The 24,056-nt window shown below is 37.7% G+C and carries 20 protein-coding genes; 8 read left to right on the forward strand and 12 right to left on the reverse strand.

Features of this window, described 5'->3' with window-relative positions:
* The first annotated feature begins 377 nt into the window (after positions 1-377).
* Positions 378-1,727, forward strand: coding sequence for a class II 3-deoxy-7-phosphoheptulonate synthase (locus H5161_RS03205; protein WP_024596521.1), 1,350 nt, complete (start codon positions 378-380; stop codon positions 1,725-1,727).
* 63 nt (positions 1,728-1,790) lie between these two features.
* On the opposite strand, the gene H5161_RS03210 is transcribed toward H5161_RS03205, so the two are convergent.
* Positions 1,791-2,600, reverse strand: coding sequence for a pyruvate, water dikinase regulatory protein (locus H5161_RS03210; RefSeq protein ID WP_007583184.1), 810 nt, complete (start codon positions 2,598-2,600; stop codon positions 1,791-1,793).
* 158 nt (positions 2,601-2,758) lie between these two features.
* On the opposite strand from H5161_RS03210, the gene ppsA reads away from it, so the two are divergent.
* Positions 2,759-5,134: a phosphoenolpyruvate synthase gene (ppsA, locus tag H5161_RS03215; protein ID WP_182694862.1), complete on the forward strand. Its 2,376-nt coding sequence runs from the start codon at positions 2,759-2,761 to the stop codon at positions 5,132-5,134.
* A 71-nt stretch (positions 5,135-5,205) separates the two neighbouring features.
* Here ppsA and H5161_RS03220 read toward each other — a convergent pair whose 3' ends face one another.
* On the reverse strand, positions 5,206-5,415 hold the full coding sequence (locus tag H5161_RS03220) for a PGPGW domain-containing protein (protein WP_182692823.1): 210 nt from the start codon (positions 5,413-5,415) through the stop codon (positions 5,206-5,208).
* A 145-nt stretch (positions 5,416-5,560) separates the two neighbouring features.
* Between H5161_RS03220 and H5161_RS03225 the strand changes: the two genes are divergently transcribed.
* Positions 5,561-8,608 (forward strand): FAD-binding and (Fe-S)-binding domain-containing protein, encoded by a 3,048-nt coding sequence (locus H5161_RS03225; RefSeq protein WP_182768669.1) that lies wholly within the window; start codon positions 5,561-5,563, stop codon positions 8,606-8,608.
* Between the two features lie 152 nt (positions 8,609-8,760).
* Here H5161_RS03225 and H5161_RS03230 read toward each other — a convergent pair whose 3' ends face one another.
* A complete protein-coding gene (locus H5161_RS03230; RefSeq protein WP_182768670.1) occupies positions 8,761-9,954 on the reverse strand; it encodes a sodium:proton antiporter in 1,194 nt (397 codons plus the stop codon).
* Entirely contained in the window at positions 9,954-11,165 is a 1,212-nt protein-coding gene (locus H5161_RS03235) for a tyrosine-type recombinase/integrase (protein WP_007377559.1), read from the reverse strand. The genes H5161_RS03230 and H5161_RS03235 overlap by 1 nt, the downstream gene beginning before the upstream one ends.
* A 149-nt stretch (positions 11,166-11,314) precedes the next feature.
* Here H5161_RS03235 and H5161_RS03240 point away from each other — a divergent pair, with 149 nt between their 5' ends.
* Positions 11,315-11,878: a YSC84-related protein gene (locus H5161_RS03240; protein ID WP_182768671.1), complete on the forward strand. Its 564-nt coding sequence runs from the start codon at positions 11,315-11,317 to the stop codon at positions 11,876-11,878.
* A gap of 122 nt (positions 11,879-12,000) precedes the next feature.
* Here the strand turns inward: H5161_RS03240 and H5161_RS03245 are convergent, their stop codons facing one another.
* The 5 genes from H5161_RS03245 to H5161_RS03265 form a co-directional block, all read right to left on the reverse strand.
* Positions 12,001-12,936 (reverse strand): DUF2971 domain-containing protein, encoded by a 936-nt coding sequence (locus H5161_RS03245; RefSeq protein WP_182768672.1) that lies wholly within the window; start codon positions 12,934-12,936, stop codon positions 12,001-12,003.
* A 51-nt stretch (positions 12,937-12,987) separates the two neighbouring features.
* Entirely contained in the window at positions 12,988-14,037 is a 1,050-nt protein-coding gene (locus tag H5161_RS03250; RefSeq protein WP_024596514.1) for a patatin-like phospholipase family protein, read from the reverse strand.
* A gap of 128 nt (positions 14,038-14,165) precedes the next feature.
* Positions 14,166-15,572: a sodium:alanine symporter family protein gene (locus H5161_RS03255; protein ID WP_024609079.1), complete on the reverse strand. Its 1,407-nt coding sequence runs from the start codon at positions 15,570-15,572 to the stop codon at positions 14,166-14,168.
* 121 nt (positions 15,573-15,693) lie between these two features.
* On the reverse strand, positions 15,694-16,605 hold the full coding sequence (gene ctlX / locus H5161_RS03260) for a citrulline utilization hydrolase CtlX (RefSeq protein WP_024597588.1): 912 nt from the start codon (positions 16,603-16,605) through the stop codon (positions 15,694-15,696).
* Complete coding sequence (locus H5161_RS03265; RefSeq protein WP_182768673.1) at positions 16,602-17,675, reverse strand: ornithine cyclodeaminase; 1,074 nt, start codon at positions 17,673-17,675, stop codon at positions 16,602-16,604. The genes ctlX and H5161_RS03265 overlap by 4 nt, the downstream gene beginning before the upstream one ends.
* Before the next feature lie 171 nt (positions 17,676-17,846).
* Here H5161_RS03265 and H5161_RS03270 point away from each other — a divergent pair, with 171 nt between their 5' ends.
* Positions 17,847-18,278: an Lrp/AsnC family transcriptional regulator gene (locus H5161_RS03270; RefSeq protein WP_182768674.1), complete on the forward strand. Its 432-nt coding sequence runs from the start codon at positions 17,847-17,849 to the stop codon at positions 18,276-18,278.
* 229 nt (positions 18,279-18,507) lie between these two features.
* Here the strand turns inward: H5161_RS03270 and H5161_RS03275 are convergent, their stop codons facing one another.
* From H5161_RS03275 to H5161_RS03285, 3 genes are all read right to left on the reverse strand, one after another.
* Positions 18,508-19,521, reverse strand: a complete 1,014-nt coding sequence (locus H5161_RS03275; RefSeq protein ID WP_182768675.1) for a patatin family protein — start codon at positions 19,519-19,521, stop codon at positions 18,508-18,510.
* Positions 19,522-19,803: 282 nt separating this feature from the next.
* Positions 19,804-20,793, reverse strand: coding sequence for an LLM class flavin-dependent oxidoreductase (locus H5161_RS03280; protein WP_182768676.1), 990 nt, complete (start codon positions 20,791-20,793; stop codon positions 19,804-19,806).
* 141 nt (positions 20,794-20,934) lie between these two features.
* Positions 20,935-21,678 (reverse strand): siderophore-interacting protein, encoded by a 744-nt coding sequence (locus tag H5161_RS03285; RefSeq protein ID WP_024597584.1) that lies wholly within the window; start codon positions 21,676-21,678, stop codon positions 20,935-20,937.
* Between the two features lie 204 nt (positions 21,679-21,882).
* Here H5161_RS03285 and H5161_RS03290 point away from each other — a divergent pair, with 204 nt between their 5' ends.
* The 3 genes from H5161_RS03290 to H5161_RS03300 all read left to right on the forward strand — a co-directional run bounded on the left by H5161_RS03290 (position 21,883) and on the right by H5161_RS03300 (position 24,044).
* Positions 21,883-22,302, forward strand: a complete 420-nt coding sequence (locus tag H5161_RS03290) for a MarR family winged helix-turn-helix transcriptional regulator (protein WP_024597583.1) — start codon at positions 21,883-21,885, stop codon at positions 22,300-22,302.
* An 81-nt stretch (positions 22,303-22,383) separates the two neighbouring features.
* A complete protein-coding gene (locus H5161_RS03295; RefSeq protein ID WP_004334808.1) occupies positions 22,384-22,797 on the forward strand; it encodes a S24 family peptidase in 414 nt (137 codons plus the stop codon).
* The gene (locus H5161_RS03300; RefSeq protein ID WP_024597582.1) at positions 22,785-24,044 is read left to right on the forward strand and encodes a Y-family DNA polymerase; all 1,260 of its coding nucleotides are present in this window, start codon (positions 22,785-22,787) and stop codon (positions 24,042-24,044) included. Before H5161_RS03295 ends, H5161_RS03300 begins: the two co-directional genes overlap by 13 nt.
* Positions 24,045-24,056 lie beyond the last annotated feature (12 nt).

The raw sequence follows: 24,056 nt of genomic DNA on the forward strand, positions 1-24,056 counted from the left end.
CCATATCATATATTTAGGCCTGCACATAGTCCCTGTTAGTTAATAATTAATTTATCGCGTAAAGTTAAGAGTACACTTGATGCAATTTAAGTATGATGTGTTCTTAGGTAAAATACATATAATATACCCTTGTGCTTTATTTATTCTCAATGTGTTAAAATTGAAACTAATTAACTCTAAATGTATGTTTTAAATCACTTTAGTTTATTTGAAATAAAACTAAAGTGATTGTTATATAACCACCTGAGTTAAGTAAAATTACTTTTATACTTAACTCATAACTAAATAATTGGAAAATAGTGAATTTAGTCCTTGAACATAGGGGTCTGCATACGTTAATTTCTTCTTATCAGGTAATGTAGGAATGAGGAAAAATTATGTCATCGTGGAACCCAAATAGCTGGAGAGAGCTGCCAATACTGCAGCAGCCACAGTACCCAGATCAAGAAATACTTAAATCAGTTGAAGGCCAATTAAAAACGGCTCCGCCTCTAGTTTTTGCAGAAGAAACAAGAAGCCTATTCAAACAACTTGAAGACGTGTGCGAAGGTCGTGCATTTCTACTTCAAGGTGGTGACTGTGCCGAGTCGTTTAGCGATTTTAATGCCGCTAATATTCGCGATACATTCAAAACAATTTTACAAATGGCTGTTGTATTAACTTATGGCGGTAAATGCCCTGTAGTTAAAATAGCGCGTATGGCTGGTCAATACGCTAAACCTCGTTCAGCAGACTTAGAAACAATTAATGGCGTGTCTTTACCATCTTACCGTGGCGACATCATTAATAATATTGAGTTTACAGAAGAAGCGCGCATTCCAGACCCACAACGTTTAATGACTGCATACCATCACAGTGCCGCTACGTTGAACTTATTACGTGCATTTGCACAAGGTGGCCTAGCCGATCTTCATCAGGTTAACCGCTGGAACATGGGCTTTGTTGCTGCAAATCCACTTAAAGAAAAATACCAACAACTTGCAGATAAAATTCAAGACGCACTAGAGTTTATGGAAGTGTGCGGAATTAACTCTACAATTGCGCCAAGCTTAAAAGAAACCGATTTATACACTTCTCACGAAGCTTTACTACTTGGTTACGAAGAGGCACTAACACGTCGCGACCATTTATCGGGTGATTGGTACGATTGTTCTGCTCACTTTGTTTGGATTGGTGAACGTACACGCCAACTAGACCACGCACATATTGAGTTCTTTAAAGGCATTAAAAACCCAATTGGTGTTAAAGTTGGCCCAGGTATGGACCCAGACGACCTAATTCGTTTAATTGACGCATTAAACCCAGATAACATTCCTGGTCGTTTAACGCTAATTACACGTATGGGTGCAGACGTACTGCCAGAAAAACTCCCAGCACTAGTACGAAGAGTTCAACAAGAAGGCCGTAAAGTAATTTGGAGCTCAGATCCAATGCACGGTAATACTGAAAAAGCGACTTCAGGTTACAAAACGCGTAACTTCGATAATATCATGCGCGAGATCAGTCAATTCTTCGCTGTACACAAAGCAGAAGGTTCATACGCAGGTGGTGTTCACCTAGAAATGACAGGTCAGCACGTAACAGAATGTACAGGCGGTGCTTACGGTTTATCTGACGATGACTTAGCACAGCGTTACAAAACACAGTGTGATCCACGCCTTAACGCCGACCAAGTATTAGAGTTAGGCTTTTTAGTAGCTGATTTACTAAAAGACGCACGTAAATAATATTTATTGATACAAAAAAAACCGCTTAGTTGCGGTTTTTTTATTTCAAATTTGATGAGTAAGTCAGTACTTACGTCGCTCCAAGTCTGTTTCTATCAGTATTTTTGCAGAAATCTCTTCAACAGAATGATGCGTAGAATTAAAGTAAGCTATTTTGTGACGCTTATACAACATTTCTACTTCGCGCACCTCAATACGGCACTGTTTAATTGAAGCATACTTAGAGTTAGCCATACGTCGATGCCTTATAGCCGCAAGCCTCTCAGGGTCAATCGTCAGTCCAAATAACTTATGTTTATAAGGGACTAAACATTTAGGCAAACCTTCATTATCTAAATCTTCTTCTGTAATAGGGTAGTTAGCCGCTTTAATGCCGTACTGCAGTGCTAAGTATAAGCTTGTCGGTGTTTTACCACTTCTGCTAACGCCAATTAAAATGATGTCTGCTTCGGAAAAGTTTTTAATATTTCCACCATCATCATTCATAAGAGCATAGTTAACCGCATCAATTCTAAAATCATAACTTTTTTCGTGGATAGAATGCGTACGATGCATTTTTGGAACAGGGGCTACATTGAGCTCTTTTTCTATTTTTTCGCTATACGTAGTTAAAAAATCATACGTAACTGCATCAGCCGATTTTATAATTTCACTTAAATTGTGATTTACAAAAGTAAAAAACACGAAAGGCTTTTCACCTGTTTTTGCAGCGGTTGCATTAATTAAAGCTTTAATTTCGTGCGCTTTTTCTTCCGTTTCTACAAATGGAATTGTTTTATGATTAAAATCGATAGGAAACAACGACAAAGTCGCATGCCCAAACACCTCTGAAGTAATTGCTGTTCCATCTGATATATAAAAAGCAGTTCTCATAATTAACCTTTTTATTGCGTTTAAATCCCTAAAATGGGTTTCCCACGGTTTACGTGAGGACTGTTGCCAGTGTAGAATGATGACGACCTTTATAAAAGGTTTTCTTTCTTAACTCTCACAGTTAGACCTACAATTTGTTTTTTTTTGGAGAAAGATCCGTGCAAGAATACGTTCTCTGGTATCAAGAGCTTGGTATGCAAGATGTTCCTCGAGTTGGCGGTAAAAACGCGTCACTTGGCGAAATGATTTCAAACCTCGCAAACGCAGGTGTACAAGTACCGGGTGGTTTCGCAACTACCGCAGATGCTTTTAATGAGTTTCTAGATCAATCAGGACTCACCGCCAAAATTCATGACATCTTAGATACACTTGATGTTGATGATGTAAATACACTCGCTAAAGTCGGTGCCGATATCCGCCAATGGATAATCGACACACCATTCCAACCAAACCTAGATCAAGCCATTCGCGACGCATATAGCCAACTCCATGGCGATACTGCAACAGATGTTTCATTTGCGGTACGTTCATCAGCTACCGCTGAAGATATGCCAGATGCATCATTCGCAGGCCAACAAGAAACTTTCCTTAACGTTGTCGGTATCGATTCAGTCATGGTCGCTATTAAACACGTATTTGCTTCATTATTTAATGACCGTGCAATCTCATATCGTGTTCACCAAGGTTACGATCACCGTGGTGTAGCGTTATCTGCAGGTATACAGCGCATGGTACGTTCAGATAAATCAGCATCTGGCGTAATGTTTAGTATTGATACAGAGTCTGGTTTTGAAGACGTTGTATTTATTACATCAAGCTATGGCTTAGGTGAAATGGTTGTACAGGGCGCCGTTAACCCTGATGAATTTTATGTTCATAAACCAACACTCCTTAAAAACAAACCTTCAGTAGTACGTCGTAATATTGGTTCTAAAGCCATACAAATGATTTACTCAGAAGACAAAGCACATGGTAAGCAAGTAGACATCGTTGATGTTGACCCTGAGCTTTCTAATAAATTTTCGATTACAGATGAAGAAGTGCAAGATCTTGCCAAACAAGCTGTAATCATTGAAAAACATTACGGTCGTCCTATGGACATCGAATGGGCAAAAGACGGAAACGACGGCAAACTATATATAGTTCAAGCACGTCCAGAAACTGTCCGCTCAAACGAAGACTCAAACGTAATGGAACGTTTTCAATTAAATGGCACAAGTAATGTACTTGTTGAAGGCCGTGCAATTGGTCACAAAATTGGTAGCGGTGTTGTACGTGTTCTTGATTCAATTAAAGAAATGGACCAGGTACAAGTAGGCGACATTTTAGTAACCGATATGACCGACCCTGATTGGGAACCAATCATGAAACGTGCAGCAGCGATTGTTACAAATCGTGGTGGCCGTACGTGTCACGCGGCAATAATTGCACGCGAACTTGGTATTCCAGCAGTTGTTGGTTGTGGTAATGCAACTGATTTAATTAAAGCGGGACAAGAAGTAACAGTATCGTGCGCCGAAGGCGATACCGGCTTTATTTACGAAGGTATTTTAGATTTTGAAATACTAACGTCACGCGTTGATAAAATGCCAGAACTACCAATGAAGGTAATGATGAACGTGGGTAACCCCGATCGCGCCTTTGACTTTGCACGCTTACCGCATGCAGGTGTTGGCCTTGCGCGAGTTGAATTTATTATCAACCGTATGATTGGCGTTCACCCTAAAGCGTTATTAAATTTTGATGCGCAAACCGATGCATTAAAAGCAGAAATTACTGACATGATTGCCGGTTACGAATCACCGGTAGAGTTTTACATAACAAAACTGGTTGAAGGTATTTCAACGCTTGGTTGTGCTTTTGCACCGGAGCGTGTAATTGTGCGTATGTCTGATTTTAAATCAAACGAATACGCAAACCTAGTTGGTGGCCAGCAATACGAGCCAGAAGAAGAAAACCCAATGATTGGTTTTCGTGGCGCCGCACGTTATATCTCTGAAGACTTCCGCGATTGTTTTGCATTAGAATGTGAAGCTATAAAACGCGTAAGAAACGACATGGATATGGCAAACATTGAAATCATGATCCCATTCGTACGTACCCTTGAAGAAGGTAAACGCGTAATTGAATTACTAGAAGAGCATGGCCTTAAACGTGGTGAAAATGGTCTTAAAGTAATCATGATGTGTGAGCTGCCTTCAAATGCATTACTTGCTGATGAATTTTTAGAAATGTTTGATGGTTTTTCTATCGGCTCTAACGATTTAACACAGTTAACGCTTGGTCTTGATCGTGATTCAGGTTTAATCGCACATTTATTTGATGAGCGTAACCCAGCAATTAAAAAACTACTTTCTATGGCAATTAAAACAGCTAAAGAAAAAGGCAAGTACGTAGGTATTTGTGGTCAAGGTCCTTCAGATCACGAAGACTTTGCAGCATGGTTAGTAGAGCAGGGCATTGACTCTGTTTCACTCAATCCAGACACAGTAATAGAAACATGGTTATACCTAGCTAAAAAATTAGCAAAGTAATAAATAGGTAAGCTATAAAAAATGCCAGCAATGTATTGCTGGCATTTTTTTATACCCAATTAAAAGTTAAATTAACGGGCTATTTTTTTATCTAAATAAGCACATGATTTAGTTAACGCCTTTTGGCAAAGTGATAAGTAATGTCGCGCTTTAGGGTAATAAAACGAAAAACACAATAAACCCGCCATAAAAAATATAAGTGATGGTCCTGGTACAACCGCAAAAAATAACCCTAGTAAAATAAATAGCACGCCACTGATCTGTAATAGTAATTTTTTCATATAACACACCTCATTACTCGTTAACTTGAGTATAATTTAAGCTGCATTAAAATCGACTAAAAGAGTGTTACAAACTGTAAAATCTTCAATTTCTATTCGCCATCACCATGATATAATTAGTCAAATGCCCTAAAATATCGCCGTCATGATAGCAACAATTACACAGCAAGATGCCGCGACAGAACTTGTCGCAAATTACCTAAATACCATTGCAAGCCAAGGTTTTAGTGGAGATACCGATGCAAGTTATGCAACGCGTATTACTGCTTCAACCGATAACAGTGTATATCAGGAAATACCCCAAGGTGTTATTTTTCCAAAAAATGAAAAAGATATTCAACTCGCACTGCAAACTGCATCTCGCGACCCATTTTTATCTTTAACTTTTGGCCCTCGTGGTGGCGGAACAGGTACTAACGGTCAATCGTTAACACCAGGTATTGTTGTAGATTTGTCTCGCTATATGCGCGAAATCCTCGAAATAAATGTAGAAGAAGGCTGGGTACGCGTTCAAACCGGCGTAATAAAAGATCAACTTAATGACTTTTTAAAACCTTATGGTTTTTTCTTCTCGCCCGATTTATCTACCAGTAACAGGGCAACTATTGGTGGCATGATAAGTACTGACGCCTCTGGGCAAGGTTCGTTAGTTTACGGAAAAACAAGCGATCATGTTTTAGGGCTTACAACTTATTTAGTCGATGGCACACCTATGTGTACCTCACCAATAGACATCGACAAAGCAAAAATTATAGCCGAGCAAGACTCTCTAATTGGTAGTTTATATAAAACAGTTTTAGATATTTCAGTTAATGAACGCGCAGCTATTTTAGCTAAGTTTCCACGGTTAAATAGGTTTTTAACCGGCTACGACCTAGAGCATGTGCTAAGTGATGACTTACTTACTTTTGACATGAGCCGACTAATAACAGGTTCAGAAGGCTCATTAGGTATAGTAACTGAAGCTAAATTAAACCTAACACCGATTGCTGAATTTAAAACCCTTATAAATATCAAGTACGATAGTTTTGATTCAGCACTTCGTCATTCACCGTTTTTAGTTGATGCACGCGCAACATCGGTAGAAACCGTTGATAGCAAAGTTTTAAACTTAGCGCGTGAAGACATTATTTGGAATTTAGTATCGGACTTAATAACCGACGTACCAAATAAAGATATGCAAGGCCTTAACATGGTCGAGTTTAATGCAGTATCAAACGATGATATAAAAGACAAAGTAGACACGCTTTGTAAACTTCTAGACGAATGCGTAGCAAATCAAACTAATGGCGTTATTGGTTATCAGTTAACCAGTGATAAAAGCGATATACTTAAAATTTACGCAATGCGTAAAAAGTCTGTGGGTTTATTAGGTAATGTAAAAGGCAGTCAAAAACCACTCGCCTTTGCAGAAGACACCGCTGTACCCCCTGAAAACTTAGCAGATTATATTGTCGAATTTAGAGCATTACTCGACAGCCATAATTTACAGTATGGTATGTTTGGCCATGTTGATGCGGGGGTTTTACACGTACGCCCAGCACTTGATATGTGCGACCCAGAACAAGAAAAACTACTTAGAACTATTTCAGATCAAGTAGTAAAACTAACCGCTAAGTACGGTGGTTTAATGTGGGGCGAACACGGTAAAGGTTACCGAAGTGAATATAGTCCTGAATTTTTTGGTGAGCATTTATATACTCAACTTCGTAAAATAAAGACAGCTTTTGATCCTAACAACCGTATTAACCCTGGTAAAATATGTACTCCTATCGATAGTGAAGACTCACTAGTTAGTGTTGATGGACAAAAGAGATCGCACTTCGATAAGCAAATATCAATAGAAGTTAAAACCAGTTTTAACAATGCAATGACCTGTAATGGTAATGGCATATGCTTTAATTACGATGAAAATTCACCTATGTGTCCATCGTATAAAGTAACTGGCGATCGCCGTAATTCACCAAAAGGACGCGCAAGTTTAATGCGCGAATGGCTTCGATTACAAGAGTCAAAAAATGTAGATTTACTCGAAGTAGAAAAGCAACTTAACAAAGGTGAAGTAATCACCTGGTGGGAACGTTTTGTTCATAGCCGCGAAAAACGAAAAGGTATTTACGACTTTTCTCACGAAGTAAAAGCGTCAATGGATGAATGTTTAGCATGTAAAGCATGTACAACTGCATGCCCAATTAAAGTAGATGTACCCACTTTTCGTTCACGCTTTTTAAATTATTATCATAGTTATTATGCGCGTCCGCTAAAAGATTACCTTGTTGGTAACATAGAAAACAGCGCGCCATTAATGGCAAAGTTCGCTAAAGTCATAAATCCAATTGTTAAAACATCATTAGTAAGCAATGTTATTAAAAAAACAGTTGGCTATGTTGATACACCACAGTTAAGTATTCCTGCACTTTCAAAGCGTATTACTAAAACACAAAAATTTGATTTTGATTTATTAAATAAATTAAATGCAGAGCAACAAAGTGAATATGTATTAATAGTACAAGACCCATTTACGAGCTTTTACGAAGCCGAATTAGTAGAAAGTTTTATTACTTTAATAACCCAACTTGGCAAAAAACCAATGCTATTACCTTTTAAACCAAATGGTAAACCGCAACACGTAAAAGGTTTTTTGCATGAATTTAAAGTTACAGCTAAAAATGCAGCCGAGTTTTTAAATAAATTAAATGATATTAATGCACCCCTAGTCGGTTTAGATGCGTCACTCGTTATGTGCTACCGCGATGAATATAATACAATTTTAGAAAATAACCGTGGGCAATTTAATGTGCAACTTGCCCATGAATGGCTAGAAACACAATCGTTTAAATCACTAAGCGCAAAGCAAAATACAGATACTGAATTTACATTACTGAGTCACTGTACTGAGACAACTGCACTGCCAAAAGCGGCAAATGTTTGGCAAACAATTTTCAGTGATATTGGTTTAACATTAAAAACAACAAATACAGGTTGCTGTGGAATGGCGGGGACTTATGGCCACGAAGCACAAAATCAAGATAACTCACGTGCGCTTTACGAAATGAGTTGGAAACCAATTGTAGATAAAAATAAACCAGAGCAACTTTTATCTACGGGATTTTCTTGTCGTAGCCAAGTTAAACGTTTTGAACAATTTAAACCAAAACACCCAATTGAATTACTAGCACAGGTTCTTAAATAACTTTATAAAATAAGAGTACTTAAATAGATTTATTAAATTAGTTCTTAAGCAAAAAAGGCGTAACAATTAACTTCATCAATAATGAAAGTAATCGTTATGCCTTTTTTAAATCTATTATTTTAATTATCTAATTTAAATAACTGTTTTAAAAACTACTTTTTAGCAAAGCTATCTGCAATAGGTTTAGTGCTAATGCCGTGTATAAATACACTAAATAAAATAGTCGTCATTGCTATAGTCGCTATTTGATATTTGTTTTCTATTTGCGTATCTATCACCATCAATGTAAAAACAATTGATGCTAATCCTCTTGGTCCAAACCACGCAAATGTAAAACGCTCTTTAATACTCAATGCCGTAAACTGCAGTGACAACATAACTGGAATTATTCTAATCAATGTTGTACTTAACAAAGCGTAAATTATAATTTCAGTATTTAATTTAGGAATAACTAAGTAAGCACAAACAAACCCGAACAAGCACCAAATCATTAACGATGTGAAATCTGCGATATGCTCTGAGTCTTCAATTAATTCTGTTCTAACTTCTTCGGTCGAAAATTTATCAAATAATAAGCCTGCAATAAACACCGCAATAAATCCACTGCCATGAAAATATTGAGTCACAGAAAACACAGCCATAGCAAAACCGAGTAATAAAAACGGACTGGTATTTTGTGCAAAGTAATGACGTTTCATTGCAAAGTTTAAACTCGGTATAAATACAGCGATACTTGTAATAGCTATTAATAGAGCCAGGCCAAGCTCTCGGCCAAACACAGTTAATGTTTGTGTTGCGGTAATAGCTGAATCAGGATTTTTAGCGAGTAATATAAATATTAAAAATATGGGCACACATAATCCATCGTTCAAACCACTTTCAGTATTTATCCCTTCACGTATTTTTTCAGGCACTTGTGTACTTGCTAATAGCCCTTTACTTAAAGCTGCATCGGTAGGCGTTAAAATAATTGCGAGTAACGCCGCTTGAATAAGTGAAAGCTCAGCAAAGAAAAATAAAGCAACAGCAATACCGAGTAATAATGTTAAGGGTAGGGCAACAAACAATAGTAAACTAGGATACTGAAAACTATGCCTTAAAACACTTAGCTTTGATTTAGCTGCATCAGAAAATAAAAATATACTTAGCGTAAGCTCTATAAATGGTAATAAAAGATCAACGCCTTCTTTTATTTTATGTCCTTCGTTGGGTAGCATAAAAGCTAAACATATTCCGCCGACAACAAAAAACATTGGACCTGTTACTTCTGTTTTTTCTAACTGGCGAAGTGTTAAAGAATAAATTAAAAATAGTCCGCCTATAAATGCTATTACTAAATACTCCATTAAATTTTCCTTTTAAGTCCTGATTTTGCTCGCTCTTTAATATTTGTTTGAATATAAATTTGATCGGTAGTCGCAATTTTAGAATGGCCTAAATCTTCTGATAAATGTTTGAGCGGTCTGGTTTGCGCATCATGTGTAGCACCAGTATGACGAAGCCAATGTGCAGTTGCAGCGCCAAGTTGTTCAGCGTCATCTTTAAAACCATCATCAAGTAATGATTGCTGAGCATAATCAAAACTTTGTTGAACTAAACGCCTAATTTGCCTTACGGTCATGCCACCTTGACCGCGAATTTTATGAACTAACGGCTCAGATTCATCAACCCGAGGAAGGGCAGGTAGCCCTCGATATAATCTGTATCGTTTTAAATATTCAACAAAATCATCACTTAAGGTTACATCTCGTAATTTATTACCTTTACCCATTATACGTAAAAACCAAAATCCATCATTATCTTGCCAAAAATGAGACATTACCGGCGACCATTGTGGGCGCTCAGATAATTCTGAAATTCGTAAATAAAGACCTTTTAAGCAGGCAAGCGTAAATAAGTTTCGCTCTAAATCAGGGTTATGTTCGCATAAATCACGCGTTACACCAAAAACGTATTCCCATTGAATATCACTTAATGTATCAGGAATTTGAATCTGTGATTGAACAACTAAATACGGGCTATTTTTTTTAACAACAGGGACAAAGTTCGCAAATGTTTTTTCTTCGAGTAGGGCAAACTTATAAAATACATTTAAGGCAGTAAACATGGCTGATAAAGTTTGTTGGCTGGCAGTCGATTCTTTTAGCATAAAAGGGCGCCAATTTTGATTTAATCTACGAATTCCTTGCTCATCTTTATAACGCCATTGCACTGAAGTTGCAGCCCATTCTTTATCAGGTTCAACCATAAAATCAACGTAAGCTTCAATATCTTCACGTTTTAAATCGAATACTGATTTTTCTGCTATTAACCACGACCATAAATAAAAGCGTTCAAGCTCATTTCGAAAACGACTATAAGTGGCTTCTGATTTTCTGCCATAAACATATAAAAACTGATATAAGAATGTCAGATCGGCTTTTGATTCAGTTACAGTCAAGCCAACTTCCTGTATAAAGGATGCAAGTTCTGGGTATTCTGAATTTAGAGTACCGTCATCTAGATGGGCAATTTGATATCTTAATTGTTTTAACGTATCAACCAAAGCAACAAGCATAATGTATAAATATTCAATTAAATAATAGACTTACAGAATAACGTTAAAGTCCGATACTGTCTAGTATTGGACATAGTAAAACTCTAATTATTTTAATACTGTGACTATTCTATGGTTGTTGCTTGCTATATCTTATTAAGGAAAACATTATGAAAAAACTAATTACACTAAGCATACTTGCTTTAACTGTTGCGTTAACTGGTTGTGCGACTACGGGTAGTGCATCACCAAGCGAAAAACGTTCACTTGTACAAAGTATGAAAGCAAACACGTTAGATAAATTATACGCTGAAAAACCTGATGTTAAAAAACAAATTGCTAATTCGGCTGGTTACGCTGTTTTTGATAACGCGAACGTAAATGTTGTTTTAGCCAGTTTTGGTGGCGGTTACGGCGTAGTTAAGAATAACCTTACAGGTAAATCGACTTACATGAATATGGGCGAAGCCGGTTTAGGGCTTGGTTTAGGTGTAAAAGATTTTAACGTTGTAATGGTTTTTCATAACCAAGCTGCACTAAATAGATTTATTGAACATGGTTGGGCATTTGGCGGAAACGCTGATGCAGCAGCAAAATATGAAGATAAAGGCGGTGCACTGGTTGCCGAAGCGATTGCAGATCAAGTGACTGTATATTCTGTAACCGAAAATGGCCTTGCACTACAAGCTGTATTAAAAGGTACCAAGTTTTGGGTTGATTCAGAGCTTAATTAACCTCCAAATTACTCTCCTAAAAGCGAGCTGGTTTGTATAATCACGCTCGCTTTATTAAAACCCATGCAATTTAACATAACGTAATTTATGGGTTGTGTTCTATATTTCTATGCTGAAGTATTCTACGTAAGTTTTTCATATTTCAATTCAAATAAATTGCTGTCAAGTTTACATTTATAGACATTTCTAAAATTTTCATAGCTATTATAAAACCTTCCTCTATTTCCAGATGCTAACTTAGTCCCCTCTATTATTGCTTCTTTCATTTTCTTTACATCTGAATTTACTCCTAAGTAAATTTTAGATATTTTACTTGGATTAACTTTAATTAAGAACATCACTTGATAAGCTTCATAATTTCTCCAAACTGAATTCCATCTTGAAAGGTCATTTTCACAAAACCCTGCTAGAAAAAACACATTAGATAGATCATTAATTTTTTCTCTTAAATCACCTTTATAACCCAGTGAGCTCAGTTTATTTTTGGTTTCATCTGAATTACCAAGTGTTATGACTTTATTGCAGTTCGTAAATGGTAGTGCAAATCTATATTCTTCCTCGTGCTTCCAAGATTCATGTTTACTAAAGAAATAATGTTTAGAAAAATTATTAACCTCTTCATCTGATAAAGTAGTGATATTTTTGCTATAGCTTCGCTCTCTATTATAAATAACATTGTCACTCAGGTAGGCTTCAATATCATTAGTTTTATCTATATCAAAAATAGAAAATGGATCTTCTTCATCAACTTCAAATTCAACTAATATACCTTTACTGTTAGTTGCATAGTTACCCCACATTGGCATACTTTCTTTATTTTTGCTTAAAGACACATAACCATATAAATCTAAATATGGATTTATATCTCTGTGCGAATTAAATTCTCTCCCACAAATTTTTATAGTCTCTTGGCTGACATCTTTTATTTTATTTATATCTATTCCTGTTGGTAAAACTTCAAAAGGATCATTCTGACTATTGTTCTGACTTAGCCTAAGTGTAGGCTCTGTTAAGAATGCCGTAGCAGCATCAGCAGATAAATATTTGTATAGTTTCATAAAATCTCCTTTTTAATTTCTTATTTATAACAAGTAACTAAATAAATAATCCTATCCCATTATATCTATGGTACTAAATAATTTATTTTCTAAATTTTTATCTAACGCTTCAGCCAACTTTTCTGTTTCACTAAAAACAGTATTCCAATATTTAATGCGTGTATCTGCATCAAGATCGGTAAAGTCGTTTCTGTCTGGAATTTTTCCGTACGGTAAGCTTGCTACAAATTCTTTTGATGGGGTGATCATTACTACTTTGTCGTAATTAAGTGGCGACACTTTACGTTTTAAATTTTTATCAAACCACCCTGCTTTTGGCTCTGAATTAAAATGCGGATATAAAATTAAGCCTGGGTTATTAATTTTTAAATCAAAGTGGTAATCGATAATTCCGCCGTCGCGATATATTCCTTGCGGCGAGCCTGCAATATTTTTTATGCCTTGCATAACAAGTGGTATAGAGCCCGATGCAAGTAATGCATCTTTTAAATTATTTTGAGTAAGCGCTATGTTTTGCGTTTTAAAATTGTAGCTGTCGGTAATTGATAAGTCACTTGTTGCTGGGCCAAATATAAAGCGCTCATACTGTGAGCCTAATAATTTTCGGTTAACGCGGTTAAGCATGTAACTTTTTGATAAACCCATTAACTGTATTAATTTATTTTCGCTGGCAATAAAGCCATTCGATTTTGCTACTATAAAGTGCGCTTTAAATATTGGGTTATTTATAATTTCGATTACGCCGTTATCGCCAAAAACATCTTCAAGTAATGCGCGCGCTTTTATTGTTATTTCATTTGGTGTTGGTTTATTACTTGAATATCGGGTTTGCGAATACGATTTTGCTAATCGCTCAATCGCAGCAACAGGATCGTTTTGTGCAAAACACGCAGAGCGAAAAGCGCCAGCAGATGAGCCAATTAAATTAAGTGGTTGGGTGCGGTTTTTAAAAAATTCACCAAAAATATATTTATCTAAGCCAAATAATGTAAACCATTTAGGACCGCCACTTGCACCTAAAAAAGAGGTGAAAAGTTCAGGTTTAAAGCCCTGTTCGTTAATAATTTTAGCCGCTGTTTTCCCTGCGTGAATCTCGATCATCTAAAAAATTGTGCCTTTTATTTTGGTTGCTTCTGTTATTTTTACAATACTGAAAGTGAATATTTATGCAAAGTAAAAAGCGGTTTTATGTTGCCATAAAACCGCTTTTTGTAGTTAAGTGTGCTGAACTAGTCCCAAATGCCGTCTTCGCATTTGCCCTGTACTTTTACATCTTTTACTTTAAATTCGGGCTCTAAACCTTTGTCTCTTTGTGCGTGGTAATCGCTCGTAACAGACAAAATAGTCGGCGTTAACAGTATAATAGCGATAACGTTAACCACTGTCATTAACCCTAAGGCAATATCGGCTAAATCCCAGACTTCTTTTAAGGTGGCCGACGCGCCCCACAACATCATTGATAAATAAAGCAAAGTGTAAATGCCGCGCCCTACTTTGTTGTCGAGCTTAAATAAGTGCAAGTTGCTCTCTGCATAGGCGTAGTTTGCCACTACCGATGTAAAAGCAAATAAGGTTATAGCGGCTGCTACAAAGTAAACACCACCTTGTGCTAAATGAGCGGTCATCGCGCTTTGTGTTAAACGAATGCCTTCCATTTCACCGCTTATGTCTATATCGGCTAATAAAATGATCACCGCGGTACAGCTACACAGTACTATTGTATCGAAAAATACGCCTAGCATTTGTATGTAACCTTGCGTTACAGGGTGATTAGGAATTGGGCTGGCACTTGCTGAAGCATGCGGCACACTACCTGCACCGGCCTCATTAGAATATAAACCACGTTGTATACCGTTTTTAATGGCTGCGCCCATTGCACCAGCCCCAGCTTCTTGTAAACCAAACGCCGATAAAAATATATCTTTAAGCATGGCAGGTACTTGCGTGAAATTTATAATCGTAATAATTACGGCAGCAAGTACAAACACAATGCCCATTATTGGCACAACACGCTCTGCAAATCGGGCAATTGCTTTAAAGCCACCGAGTATAATTGAGCCGGCTAGTACGGTAATGACCAGGCCTGAATAAAATGTAGGAACTTCAAACGCGTAATTAAGTGCGTCGGTAATTGTGTTAGTTTGCATTGCGCTAAACGTAAAGCCGTAACCTAAAAACAAACACGCGGCAAACACAATTGCAAATGCTCGGCTACCCAAACCTTGTTGAATATAATATGCAGGGCCGCCTCTAAACTCGCCGCCACTATCTCGCACTTTATATACTTGCCCAAGTACGCTTTCAGCAAAGCCTGTAGCCATACCCAATATGGCTATTACCCACATCCAAAATATTGCACCGCTGCCGCCAAGTGAAATTGCCACAGCCACACCGGCTAAATTACCAGTGCCTACTCGTGCGCAAAGCCCTGTACACAATGCTTGGAATGATGAAATGTCGTTTTTTTTACATTTGCTACTGCCTTTTAAAAGGCTAAACATATGTTTAAATTTAAGTATTTGAATTGCTTTTAGTCGTACTGAAAACCATACCCCCGTAAACAAGAGTATATAAATAAGTACTTGCCCTTCTCCCCATAAAAGGTTGTTTACGCTTTTGACGACGGTATCGAACATTGCTAATTCCTTCTTATATTTTTTATATTAATACCCTTTTTTGGGTATAACGGCATTTGCTTACGACATCGACTAAAAATTTAATGCAAATAAGGCAGCTAAGCTGCCTTAAAACTATACATTATTTATTTTGCAAATGAACTCCTGCAATCATGCACCTAACTGAGCCACCAGCCGACTCAATAGTAGGTATTGGTAATGGCACAAGCTTAGCCGTTTTTTGTATAACTGTTATTTGTGCCGGTGTAAGTGCATTAAACGCAGTTTGCGATAAGGCTAAAATACGACCATTTTTACCTTGTAGCTCAATAGCATTGCCACAAAAGTTATTAATTTGATCGAGTGATAAATCAATTACTTCGTGGTGGCTTTGTAAAAAATGAGTAACTAGCGCTTTACGCTCCTCACTTGGCACCATGTTTAAGCCAACCATTACAAACTCAGTTGCAACGCACATTAATACATTAGTGTGATATACCGCTGTACCTTTTTCATCATATGCATTAAATATAACGGGTTTTAATGCGAGCAAATTACAAACTGTATTAACAACCGATTGAGTTGTTCTTTTAGATTTTGCTGCATAAGCCAGTTTATATTGATGATCGAGAACCAGTGAGCCCGTGCCTTCTAGGAATGAATTTTCTTTCGCTAAATGCGCATAATCAGTCACAACCGTCACTTTATAGTGATCCGTTAAAAAATCAATAATATCTTTTCGATATTCTAACCTTCTGTTTTCTACAAACATTGGGTAGATTATTAATTCCCCACTTTGATGAGTAGAAAACCAATTATTTGGAAACACAGAGTCGGGAGTCTGTGTTTGCTCATCTTCAAAAAGGTGAACTTTTACCCCTTCATTTTTTAATAATTTTACTGCATTTGTGACTTCGCTATATGCTTGTTCACTTTGATTTGGTGCTAAGCATTCACTTTGAAATGCATTGTCGAGCATTGTTTGTGGGTTAGACGTAAAGTGATGCGGACGTACCATAACAACCGCACTCGGAGCTTGATTTACGTGGCTCATGCTACGTGCTCTTGTGCTGATGTTTGCTCTGTATTAAGTACCGAAAACAAGTTGCGCGGATCGGCTTGCTGTGTAATTAAATCGAGCAATGTAAATTCACCGCTTTTAATAAGTTGATCGCGTATAAATACAAGCGCTGTAAAGTCTTCGCTCGCAAAGCCTACACCATCAAAAATAGTTAATTCGTCTTGGCTAGTACGGCCAAGCGATTGCTTATTAACGACTTTATGAAACTCAGTTACAACAAAGCTTTCACTCATTTGTTGTATTTCGCCCTCTATTCGAGTTTGTGGCTCGTACTCTACAAATACATTAGCGCGCTCGAGTAATTTAGCATCTAACTCTGTTTTACCTGGGCAATCGCCACCTATGGCATTAATGTGCACACCTTGTGGGATCATGTCGTTTGTTAAAATTGTAGCATTGGTTTTATCGGCAGTGCAGGTTGTAATAACGTGCGCACCTTGCACAGCTTCCTGTGCGCTATTACAAATAGTTACGTTTAACCCGTAAGCACTTAAATTAGTAAATGCTTTTTTAGACGCGTTTGCATCTATATCGTATAAACGAATATGTGTTATGCCCAATACAGCTTTAAATGCCAGTGCCTGAAACTCAGACTGTGCCCCATTACCAATTAATGTAAGTGTTGTTGAGTTTTTTGGTGCTAAATACTTAGCCACCAGCGCCGATGTAGCCGCTGTACGTAGCGCTGTTAGTAGGCACATTTCGCTGATCATTACCGGATAACCACTATCTACATCGGCTAAAATACCAAATGCAGCGACTGTTTGAAGTTCTCGAAAGGTGTTTTTTGGGTGACCGTTTACATATTTACAGCTGAACATCTGGCCATCACTCACAGGCATTAGCTCTATAACACCCTCTGGTGAGTGTGCTGCATAGCGAGGTGATTTATCAAACTCTTTCCAACGGGCAAAGTCGGTTTCTAATTTATGTGTTAGCTCTAACAAAACGTTTTCGACCCCTAAGCTATTTATAAGCTTAGCCATTGCCTGAACGCTAACAAACGGAACGCCTTGTTTTGGCTGTGCTATAAAATGACTCATGTTGAAACCTCTTAAATAAATGTATTAGTTAATTTAAAACAAGTTTAGCGAGGCCGCATGCTATTTAATATGGCAATTAGTTATACAAATTTTATCAATTTTTATCACTTTGCTATGCAGGTATATACAAATTGTGTATTTTAGTAGGCCATGCTCTAAAAGGTTTGATTTATGACTCCTTATATTTACGATTCCCTTGATAACGCTTTAATTGCTGAATTACGAAAAGACGGTCGCGCTTCGGTTTCAGCTTTAGCCGGTTCTTTAAATGTATCACGCGGGACAGTTCAAAATAGGTTAGACAGATTAGTTAGCTCAGGCGCAATATTAGGGTTTACTGTACGCGTTCACGAACACATAGAAACAGAAGCTGTGCGCGCAATTATGATGATAGAAGTCGTTGGTAAATCTACCTCACAAGTAATTAAAACAATGCGCGGAATACCCGAGCTTATAAAATTACACACCACCAATGGTGCTTGGGATTTGGTAGCAGAGATACAGGCCGCGAATTTAAGTGAGTTTGATGGAGTACTTAGGCAAGTAAGAGAAATAGACGGTATTTTAAATAGTGAAACGAGCATATTACTCTCATCAACTTAGGTTTATTTTTAGGTTTAAAATGACACCCATTTATATTATTTAAGTGTTCACAATAATTTTAGCTAATTTAAAAATTTAGAATGACACCCATTTATAGTTTTAAAGAATTGAAGCGCCAGAATCTAGGGGTTAATAAACATACAAATTTAAGTGGGTGTCATTTAAATGAAGAATAGTACTGCAATTTTAAGTTGCAGTACTATTTGCAATCTAGGTATAAGAATTTGGTTTAATTGTAACTATATTCGCTTTGCGTATAGTTATGCGTATTGCTGGTCTCAAATTGGCTTTGCTGCGCTAAATAAGATCGACCTGCAGCTAAGCCTAATTTATGATCAAAACGTAAATCGTTATTTGAACTACCTAATAATTTGCTATGCAGTTTTTCGTCTGCAAAAATTTGTATTATTTCTACATCATCTGGTGGATTTGCAATAAACTCAAGCTCATCTAAATAAGCCTTCTCGTGCTGTATTAAGTAGTCTAATGTTTTTGGACAATAGCCCGATGCTATAGCAAATGTTCTTAGCTTTTGTACCCATGCAGATTGCGCTTGAAAATTAGCGTCAACCGTTCTTATTACAACAATTTTACGAGCACCTCGGTTGTAAGCCTCACGCACGGGGAGTGGAGCGGCTAAACCGCCGTCTAGATAAAAATCGCTCTGTGCTTGCTCTTCAACAATATGTGTTTCATTCGCTGCTTTTGCGTTTAACCAAGGTGTTAACTTTACACCTTGTTTGTATAAAAACGGAAGTGCGCTAGAAGCCTTTAACAAATCACGCCATTGACCACTATCACCTGTAGGCGATAAGTAATAAGCTTTTCTGTCTCGTGCATTTGTGGCTGTTATAAGTAGTTCACGCTCACCTAAACTAGTTTTCGCTGTTTTGAAATCTATAGCTCTGTTTACTTCAGTGGTTTTGTCAAAGTACCAATCTAGATCAACTATATGCTTACCCACTAATCCGCGACCAAGCTGAAAAAAACGCTTATTACGCGAAAGTCCTCTAATCAGGCGTTTAGCGTAGCCTTTTTGACGCGCTAAGTAGCTAGTTAAGTTTTGTGAACCCGCTGAAGTACCAATAAATAAATCAAAAGGGTCATAGCTTTGCTCTAACCACGCATCAAGTACGCCAGCTGTGAATATCCCTCGCTGCCCGCCACCTTCAGCAATCAGAGCAACTTTTGGCTGCGCTGTTTTGTTAACTGAATTAGCTGTTGCGGTGTTTAGAGAGTTCACGGTGTACCTGCCTTTAATTTTATGATGTCTGGTTTATAGCTACATTATAAAAAACAAAAGTGATATCTTAAAATTGATTGTTTAAATCAGTTCAATTGAAAAAACAGAACGGTATATAAAGCAAAATATGTACTAAAAATAGAAATCAAATTTACTTTGAATATTTAAATAACAAATACAGACATCACTTAAAGTTAATTAAATGAGTTAAAAAAGTTTAACTTTTGATGATGTCTGTATGTTAACAAGCCCAGAGTGTACGCTTGCTTAACTAACTATATTTTAGTGTTTTATTTCCATTAAAATTTCGAGTGCACGGTGGCGTTTTTCACTATCGAATACATCATTGGTAAATATAAACTCATCAACTTTTAGCTGTTTAGCTATCATCTCTAACTTGTGTTTAATACTTACATGTCCGCCTACTACGCTTAGACTTAAAAAGTTCTCTACATGAGCGCGTTCTTGTTCGCTCCATAACCCGTCCATGCTTTCAACAGGTGGTTTTAGCCACAGCTCGTTACCGCGTATAAGTTCGAGCACACGTTGCTTAGAAGTAGTCGACAAGTATTGCGCTTCATCGTCGGTGTCTGCTGCCACTAAAGGCAGTGCAAGCATTACGTATGGCTTATCAAGTACGCTTGATGCTTTAAATTCGCGCTTATACAACGCTATTGCATCGTGCACAAAGCGCGGTGCAAAATGCCCTGCAAATACATACGGTAACCCTTTTTGCGCCGCTAGTTGCGCGCTAAATAAACTCGAGCCTAATAACCAAATCGGAACGTTTGTGTCCTCCCCCGGTATAGCACGTATAGGATGCGTACCATTGTAAGGACCTAACAATGTTTGCAGTTCAGTTACCTCACCTGGGAAATTTTCTGCGCGGCTCATATCGTTGTTTAATGCACGACTCGTTACAGGATCGCTACCTGGGGCACGCCCTAGCCCTAAATCTATTCGCCCTGGATATAAGCTCTCTAATGTACCAAATTGTTCAGCAACAACTAATGGGGAGTGGTTTGGCAGCATAATACCGCCTGACCCAACGCGTATCTTTTTGGTATTACCTGCAATGTGACCAACCAAAATTGAAGTGGCCGCACAAATTATACCTGGCATATTATGATGCTCAGCAAGCCAAAAACGGTTAAAGCCAAGCTCATCAGCACGTTGAGCGTATTTAGTACTTTTATGAAGAGTGTTAGTAACGCTGTCCCCTTTGATCATGGGGGCAAGTTCTAATAACGAAAAAGGAATGGAATTTAACAAAATAGCAGCTCCTAAAAATGCATGCTAACAATGTATTACATCATTAGCATAAAACACTTAAATGGGTCTTCTATTAGGTCAATTCAAGTTACGCAGTGGTATTAGAGCAAAATAGGTATATGTTATTTTGCTCTAAGGTATTCAAGCAAGCTGTGCATCACGTTGGCGCAGCTTTTTATAGCCTTCTGAATCCACGCCTTTTTTCCAATACCCTGAGGAAACAATATTACCGCGTGGTATATTAAATTGCTCTGTTAACAATGTCTTTGCTTTACGCACAAGCCCAGCTTCCAATGCCATAAATACAATGGGAGGCTCTGCTGTAATGTGCAAATTTTGAAGCGCGCTTAGTAGCACTTCGTCAGCGTTGTCGGTAACAAGCCAATTAATATCGCGGCTTGTTTCTAAATCAATAATGTCTTGCTCAGTGGGCGCATGTACAAAAGCATCAATTTTTGAAGTTAAAGGTAATTGCTGCGCATACCCCTTTATTGCATTTACCGATGTTAAATCCCCTAGCAACACATAATGCGAATGCCCATAATTATCTAGCTTTTTAGGGCCTGGGCCTGCAATACCTACCTCATCACCTACTTTTGCAATTTTAGCCCAGTCAGTTGCCGGACCTTGGTGCATATTTATAACAAAATCAAGTGTTAACGCGCCTGTTTGTGCATCTACATGCCTTATTGTGTAAGATCGCATACACGCTGTTTTTAAGTTAAAATCTACTTCACCATTTTTTGGGATCAGTACTTTTACATAGTTACCAATGTGCTGTGAGGTTAAGTCGTTAAAATCATCAGAGCCTACAACAATGCGTTGTAGGTGTGGTGTGATTTGCTGCGTACTTAATATGTTAGCTTTGCGAATTTGTTTACCCATGCATTACCTCGTTTTACAAAACTTGGACTTTAATACCAACTTGCATAAATCTTTGATCAATTTAACAAATTAAATAAACCCCATATATAAGCAGATTGGTATAATAATTAGCTGCTATAAAAGCAGACATTGCACAACGCCCCATTGGTTGATAAAATCAACTATAACAAGTTAATTGACTTTGTCAACTACATTGAGAGTTTTATGAATACACCTTTATCAAATACGCTGTTTGAATTGATGCAAAATTACCGCGTCACAATTCGTGAAGCAATTAACGCAGGCGAACTTGGTATAAATGCTATGCACGTACGCTGCATACATATTATCGCGAACGTAAATAACTGTACGGCTAACGATATTGTTACTAAAACGCAGCGCGACAAAGCGCAAATAGCACGTTTAATTAAAGATCTTATTGGCTTAAATTTAATAAATAAACAGGCAAGTGAGCACGATAAGCGCTGCTTTATTTTGTCGCTCACAGAGCAAGGCAAAGTTCTTTTTGATAAGTTATTAGCCTCAGAGCAGAAAATAAATAATCAAATGTGTAAAAACTTAAAACCTCAGCAAATCAAAGACTTTTTAGATATCGCACAGCAAATGATCAAAAATATGGATTGATCGGTTATACATTTCTTGGCATAACTTACACAAAACGCATATACTGTACACTTATACAGTATATGCGTTTTAGGTTGTGTTATGTTTGTCATTCCCATTTATATAGAAGCAGGCGTGTGTGGTTTTGAATCGCCCGCAGCGCAGTACACCGAGCTAGGTGTAACCCTTGATGAGCTTTTAATAAAGCACCCAAATGCTACCTTTATTGGCCTAGCATCGGGCAACTCTATGCAAGAAGTCGGAATTTTTGAAGGGGACTTATTAGTTATCGACCGTGCAGAGCCTGCAGAAAATGGTGACGTTATTGTTGCTAACTTAAATGGTCTTTTTGTATGCAAACTGCTTGATAAAACCAATGCACGGCTGCTTTCAGCGTCTTCTTTACATAAGCCTGTACAACTCACCTCTGCAGACGAGTTTCAGCTCGAAGGCGTAGTAACGCTATCAATAAGAATGCACAGGCAAAGCCCAGAGTTACTAAAATGTATGCCTTAGTTGATGCTGTGTCGTTTTATGCCAGCGCCGAAAAAGTATTTGACCCTGCTATTCGATCCAAACCCGTGGTTGTACTTACCAATAACGATGGCTGTGTATGCGCTATTTGCCCTATTGCTCGGCGCTTAAATATTCCTAAATTTGGCCCGTACTTTAAAGTTAAGCATTTACTTGAACAAAACAACGTTGTTATTCGCTCTAGTAATTACGAGCTTTATGCTGATTTAAGCGACAAGATGATGAATATCATCGCTCGCTTTTGCGATACACAGCACATATACAGTATTGATGAATCGTTTTTGCACTTTGATGGCTACACATCATTAATTAAAGACTGGCATGAATACGGTCATACAATAAGGCGCACAGTATGGCGCGAAACAAAGCTACCTGTAGGTGTTGGTTTTGGCCCGACCCCTACTTTAGCAAAAGCCGCTAACCATGCTGCTAAAAAGCTCAGTGGTTTTAATGGTGTAGCAGTAATAAATAGCGAACAAACTCGCCAAGCTATTTTACAAAGAATGAGCTGCGAAGATGTGTGGGGGATAGGCCGGCGGCTAGCTAAAAAACTTAAAATAATGAATATACACACCGCCTGGGATCTTGCTCAGCAAAACCCTAGAGCAATGCGCCGTGCATTTAGTGTGGTTGTTGAACGCACAGTAAGCGAGCTTAACGGGATAACATGTTTAAACTGGGATGATGTACGACAAGATAAGCGGGAGATTTATTCAACCCGTAGTTTTGGAGAGCGCATATGTGAGCCAACAGCACTTAAAACAGCGCTAATTAACCATGTAACCACAGTGGCTAATAAATTAAGAGCGCAACACTCGCTCACTCACCAGCTTTATATTTTTGCAGCCAGTGGCGCGCACGAAAATAAATATTATAAAAAGTCTTTTGTGTATAAGTTCCCCTCACCCACTAACGACACCTGCGTGATGGCTAATGCTGTATCTGAGGTATTTAATAAGATTTACCAACCCGGTATACGGTTTTATAAATGTGGTGTGGGTGCGGTAGAGCTAATATCAGAACAGTTTCAGCAAAATGACTTATTTAATAAAAGCCCTGATAATCCAAAACTTATGCAATGCTTAGACACAATTAACAATCGATACGGAAAAGGAATGCTAAGCCTTGCAAGTAGTAAATTAAATGACCGGTGGCACATGAACCGTGATTTTTTGTCGCCGCAGTACACTACGCGTTGGCGCGATATCCCTAAAATATACTGCGAATGATTTGCTACTTAC

The organism is Pseudoalteromonas sp. SG43-5 (genome assembly GCF_014164345.1).
In the GTDB taxonomy this organism is placed as follows: Bacteria; Pseudomonadota; Gammaproteobacteria; order Enterobacterales; family Alteromonadaceae; genus Pseudoalteromonas; species Pseudoalteromonas distincta.